Origin of the sequence: Bacteroides sp. RTP31139st1_H2_RTP31139_211217 (assembly GCF_040227615.1) — a bacterium.
Taxonomy (GTDB): domain Bacteria; phylum Bacteroidota; class Bacteroidia; order Bacteroidales; family Bacteroidaceae; genus Bacteroides; species Bacteroides uniformis.
Genome location: NZ_JBCNZM010000099.1, coordinates 10,836 through 16,926 on the forward strand (window position 1 = coordinate 10,836; position 6,091 = coordinate 16,926).

The 6,091-nt window shown below is 42.9% G+C and carries 4 protein-coding genes and 1 pseudogene; 4 read left to right on the plus strand and 1 reads right to left on the minus strand.

The window, feature by feature from the left end:
• The 4 genes and pseudogenes from ABUA47_RS15750 to ABUA47_RS15765 all read left to right on the plus strand — a co-directional run.
• Window positions 1-637, plus strand: a pseudogene (locus tag ABUA47_RS15750) (DNA polymerase III subunit gamma/tau); the annotation flags it as partial.
• Between the two features lie 143 nt (window positions 638-780).
• Window positions 781-2,652, plus strand: coding sequence for a sensor histidine kinase (locus ABUA47_RS15755; RefSeq protein WP_005824733.1), 1,872 nt, complete (start codon window positions 781-783; stop codon window positions 2,650-2,652).
• Window positions 2,649-4,610 (plus strand): sensor histidine kinase, encoded by a 1,962-nt coding sequence (locus ABUA47_RS15760; protein ID WP_005834874.1) that lies wholly within the window; start codon window positions 2,649-2,651, stop codon window positions 4,608-4,610. Before ABUA47_RS15755 ends, ABUA47_RS15760 begins: the two co-directional genes overlap by 4 nt.
• A 236-nt stretch (window positions 4,611-4,846) precedes the next feature.
• A complete protein-coding gene (locus ABUA47_RS15765) occupies window positions 4,847-5,017 on the plus strand; it encodes a DUF362 domain-containing protein (RefSeq protein WP_005834872.1) in 171 nt (56 codons plus the stop codon).
• A gap of 383 nt (window positions 5,018-5,400) precedes the next feature.
• On the opposite strand, the gene ABUA47_RS15770 is transcribed toward ABUA47_RS15765, so the two are convergent.
• On the minus strand, window positions 5,401-6,091 hold a 691-nt coding region (locus ABUA47_RS15770), incomplete at its 5' end, for an aminotransferase class I/II-fold pyridoxal phosphate-dependent enzyme (protein WP_349831745.1).

Sequence of the window (6,091 nt, forward strand, 5' to 3'; positions counted from 1 at the left end):
GGCCACTGCTGCCATGCCCCAACAAACCGTACAGCCGGCAGTACAGACAAACAGCACTCCCCAACCTGCTGCCACGCAGCATAGTAATGCAACAACTCCACATGCCACACCTGCTGCCGTATTAATGGCGCAAGGGAGAGAAGAGAAAAAAATTCCGGTCATGAAAATGTCCGGATTAGGGGTCTCCATCAAACGCCCCCATATAGAAGAGGAACAAAGAAACCCTTCATCTAACCCTACTGCCGCCCACCAAGCAGCACAACCGGAAGAAGACTACATCTTCAATGAAAGGGATTTGAACTATTACTGGCAGGAGTATGCCGGACGTATGCCCAAGGAGCAAGTAGCCATAGCCAAGCGCATGCAGAACATGCGCATCACTTTAATAAATGACACAACTTTTGAGGCTGTGGTAGACAATGAAATCGTTGCCAAGGAATTTACCGGCATGATACCCACTCTGCAAAATTACCTACGTACCCGGCTAAAGAACCGCAAAGTCACCATGACTGTCCGGATTAGTGCTCCTACTGAAAAGGTACGTGCCTACGGACGCGTTGAAAAATTCCAGATGATGGCACAAAAGAACAGTGCCCTATTACAACTAAAAGAAGAGTTTGGTTTGGAACTGTATTAATCCCTTCCAATCGCCTGCATAAAGTTGCTAACAAATTGAGTATAAAGGATAAAAAAAGCATCTATTTAATTTTTTATTTATTCATTTATATTTATTTTTGCCAATAATAAACAAAAGAGGCAAACAAACATTTGAGAACAAAAATGATTATATGGATGCTATTGGGGCAGATACTGTATACTTCTGTCTTATCAGCACATACAATAGCCAATCAAGAAAAGCAGAGTATTCTGCAATCATTGGTCAAAAGACAAGTTCTCTATGATGACTCCATATCCATAGACAGTGTCATTGCGTGGAGCGAGCAACTTCTTCCCACCCAACAATCAAATGAAGATAGAACAACGTATTTTCTATTACAACTTCAATTGGCCAATGCCTATACATTGCGCGGCGATATCAGCTTAGCGACGAACCGGGCACAACTTATGTACGAAGAAGCTAAAGCAACAGACTACCAATTTGGTATGGTAGTGGCCAACCAAGCCATCGGAGACGCCTATAATACAATAGCCAACATGGGGGATAAAGCCCTGGAATCATACCAGGATGCTTTGACTGAACTATCCAACATTTCAGACCAGCATCCATATAGGGCACAGCTTCTTTTAAAAATGTCCAACGTTCTGCAACGGAAAGGACGTCTGGAAGAAGCGGAAAAAATCCTGGAAGAGCTGGAGAAAATATTATATCAGGAGCCTGACTACCCGACAGACTTCTTTTTCTGCATCGAAAAGACGAATTTTGCCATTTCCCATGGACACCTCTCACAAGACTATCTTGATGAAGCAAACATCTGGCTCCACAAAATGGACTCCATTTACCAACTGCACCCAGAGAAGTTCTATCGGTTTCACTTGGATTATACCACTGCCGCCTACTATAGAGCCATGGGAAATTGGGACAAACAATACTGGAAACAAGCTCTGGACATCTACTCCAAATTGCAAGCAGAATACTCCGGTAATAAGCGCTCCACGTATTACCGCTGGACTTCGCTGGAAAAAATCTATCTCTGTAAAATACAAGGCATGGCCATGGAAGCCTGCCGAATCTACCAGGAATTGTATCCTCCTATAGATACACTCGCTTCACAAAGCTATATCCGGCAAATCAATACGATAAAGGCAAAATACCAGGTAGATAAGGCAGAGACGGCCAGCAATAACGAATACAATAAAATCATAACCAGCATATTGGTAGGAACGATGGCATTAGTAACGTTATTTGTTCTACTTGCCATCCTACTCAAAAGGCAACGGGAAAAGGTGAAACTCTCCACCCAAAAACTGGCAACATCACGGATAAATGCCGAAAATGCCATGCGTGCAAAAAGCGTGTTCCTCTCGAACATGAGCCATGAAATCCGTACCCCACTCAATGCATTATCGGGCTTTTCATCCCTATTGACGGAAGAGGGACTGGACGATGAGACACGCCGTCAGTGCAATGAAGTTATCCAACAGAACTCAGAACTATTGCTGAAGCTTATTAACGACGTGATAGATCTATCGAGTCTTGAATTCGGCAAACTGCAATTCTGTATTGCACAACATGATGCCGTAAGCATCTGCAGAAACGTGATAGATACCGTGAACAAAGTGAAACAGACACAAGCTGAACTTACATTCACCACCGAGCTGGAAGAAATGCCCATCGAGACTGACGACTCACGCCTGCAGCAAGTCCTGATTAACCTACTGATAAATGCTACCAAATTTACCCCACAAGGCAGCATTGTCCTAAAGCTGGAAAAAGAAACGGACGACACCGTACTATTCACCGTAACAGATACCGGTTGCGGCATTCCCAAAGACAAGCAAGCCAACATTTTCCAACGTTTTGAAAAGCTGAATGAGAATGCTCAAGGCAGTGGGTTGGGGCTCTCCATATGCCAACTTATCATAGAGCATATCGGCGGACAAATATGGATTGATTCAGAGTATGCCGAAGGCTCACGCTTCTGCTTCACCCACCCCATAAGCCAGACAGGCAGAAAGGAGAATAAGAAATGAAACAGATATTTACATTGCTCATTGCCTTATGCTGGCTGTTACCGTCCGCACACGCAGATGTGCGACGGACAGAAGCCAAGGATAGCCTGCTACGTATATATCTTGCCTCCCCAGCCGATACCACCAGATTGGAAACCCTATATCAGATAGCACTGCTTGACCAACTGTCACCGACATTCATCTATTACGAGAACAAATTACTGGAAGAGGCCATCGCCCAGAAAAATATACTTTACCAGAGTGCGGCCATATATGCGCACATTATTTATTACTACAACCTACTGGACCAAAAACATGCAGAACAATGGCTGAAGAGGCTCGAACAGTTGTCTGAAGAGCACAACTACTACCGTCATTACTTCAGAGGCAAAAAGATGATGATAGAATTCTATGTCATCAGCCAGAAGATTGAATTAGCCCTCAAACAAGCACAAGACATGTACGACAAGGCTCAAAGTCTTGGCAACCATGACGGTATGCGCGAAGCATGCCTATGCCTGATGACTGGATATTTCAATACCTTACGTTACAAAGAAGGAATCACCTACCTAAACAAGGCTTTTGAACTGACAAGTCCGGATTCCTCCCTTGCCACTCAGATTGATTTATTGACAAAAGCGGTACTGGCTTACTCATATCTGCATGACAATGACAACATGTTCCGGTATCTGGAGGAACTCAACAATGCAAAAAACAGATTGCAGGAAGAAGGCACCACCGTACTGACAAACGGCTATACCAATTTGTATCTGCTCATAGATTTACAATACGCCCTTTACTATACCCGCCTTCAACGTCCTGCGGAAGCATGGGAATATTTGCAGAAAGCAGAGCGGCATCTCAGTACATCTTCATTTCTTCCTTATCGGTTGATACGTTTGGCAGCATATGCCGAATATTACCAACTGACAAAAGAATACGACAAAGCTTTGGTTTATTTAGAAGACGCCATTGAACTTGTAACCCCTATTTCACTGGATGATGCCATGATTTATGGACTTCAGAAAGCGGATATATTAGTAAAGATGGGGTTTCCGGACGACGCACTTCCTGTCTATAAACAAATAACCAAGGCAAAAGATTCGTTATATACAGTATTCTCCACCTCACAGATAGAACAGATACAAAGCCTATATAATATGGACCAACTGCTTTTCCAAAAAGAACAGCGGCAAGCCACTTTTCACCGTATCTGTCTCGTTACCTCCATCATCATCATTATAGCCTTGTTACTTTTCAACCTACATATGTATAGAAGCAGGAAGCGGCTGCAACAAGATGAGAAGGAAATGCGTAAATTGGCAATTATTGCCGAAGAAGCCAACGAAATAAAAAGCCGTTTCCTTGCCAATATGAGTTATAATATCCGTATCCCACTGAACAATGTAGTCGGTTTCTCCCAACTGCTTTCCACCGACAACGAGCTGGATGAAGAAGAGCGAAAAGAGTATTCCTGTATTATCCAAGCCAATTCGGGTGAGCTTATCCAACTGGTAAACGACGTATTGGACCTCTCACGCCTGGAAGCGAATATGATGAAATTTCAATTGCAGGATTGTAATGTAAAAGAATGGTGCAACGAACTAGATTGTCTAATACAAATGCGCAGTGAAGGCCGTATCCTCCTGGAACTACAAGTGGAGGTAGGAGATGTACGTATCCATACCGACGTCAACCGCCTTACACAAATAGTGACAAGTATGCTGCTTTATCCGAACGACTGCAAAGAAACACGCAAAGTCAGCATGTTCTTGGTCAACCATCCGGACAAACACATCATCGCATGCCGGATAGAGAACAGTCCTATAGCCGATTCCAGGTTTGCCTCTCAAAAAGTATCAGTGCAACAGAAAATCAACCAGTTGTTCTTTGAACATTTCAAAGGTACCTATCAAACCGAGAATGTCGAAGAAGGAGAAATCGCAGTGATTACTTTTACCTATCCGACTCTTTCTTAAAAGTTGAAAATCGGCTTAAGCTCCAGCTAAAGCCAATAGTATCAGAGCAATTCGTTTACGAAATTCAAAAACGAACATTTTTCAGTCTCTGCGGTATGCTGTGTCGCTTTCTCGACTCCTTATTTAGACGACATACAAATTATACGTTTTTAATCAAGATTGATAGCAAGTAATAAAGAAAACCACTATTTTTGCCAAACGAATTAGTACTAATAATAATTTAAATCTAAAAGAAAATGGCTTACGTAATTAGTGACGATTGTATTGCTTGCGGAACTTGTATCGACGAGTGTCCGGTTGGCGCTATCTCTGAAGGTGATATCTATCATATCGACCCTGAGACTTGCACAGAGTGTGGTACTTGTGCAGATGTTTGTCCTTCTGAAGCAATTCATCCGGGAGAATAATACAATCCCAGTATCAAAAACAAAAGCGTGGGTAGATAAACTGCCTGCGCTTTTTTATATCCCCCACGTGAAATTCAGTACCTTCACCCCCCTCATTGTTATTTTCTATATACGGATAATACGTTAGTTCACAGACATGAACACTTTGTTCCATAAGTATAAAACAAAGTGTTCATATAGTAGAAAACAAAATGTTCGTATAATATAAAACAAAGTGTTTATACTGTATGGAACAGAGTGTTCGCTATAATGAAACAAAGTGTTCGTCATAACAAAACAAAGTGTTCGTCATAACAAAACGAACAGTCCGCTTTGATGAAACGAACTGTTCGTGACAGCATGACAGATGTCTTGCTAAAATAAGTTTGTAGAAGAAGTTAGAATCACTTCAGATTAGCCAGTGCTTCTTTTATACGACGGATAGCTTCAACTATATTTTCATCGCTGGTTGCATAACTCATACGAATGCATTCGGGAGCTCCGAAAGAAGCACCACCTACGCAAGCCACATGAGCCACTTCCAACAGATACATGGCCAAATCATCTGAATCATTGATTTTACGTTCTCCGGCAGATTTACCGAAGAATGAATCGCATTTAGGGAACAGATAGAAAGCACCTTCCGGTACATTCACCTCGAAACCCGGAACTTCCTTGGCCAACTTTACAATCAAATCACGACGACGCTCGAAAGCCTTGCGCATTTCCTCCACCGGAACTTGTGTACCCGTATAAGCAGCCTCAGCAGCCTTCTGAGATACAGAACAAGGACCGGAAGTATACTGTCCCTGCAATTTATTGCAAGCCTTCACAAGCCATTCCGGACCTGCAATGAAACCGATACGCCAACCAGTCATTGCATATGCTTTGGAAACACCATTCACAATGACCGTACGCTCTTTCATTTCGGGGAATTGTGCTATGCTCTGATGCTTGCCGATATAGTTGATATGTTCGTAAATCTCATCGGCAATCACAACAACCTGCGGATACTTTGCCAATACTGCGGCCAGGCCTGCCAACTCCTCCTTGCTGTACACCGAACCCGTAGGGTTAGAGGGAGAGCAAAGAATC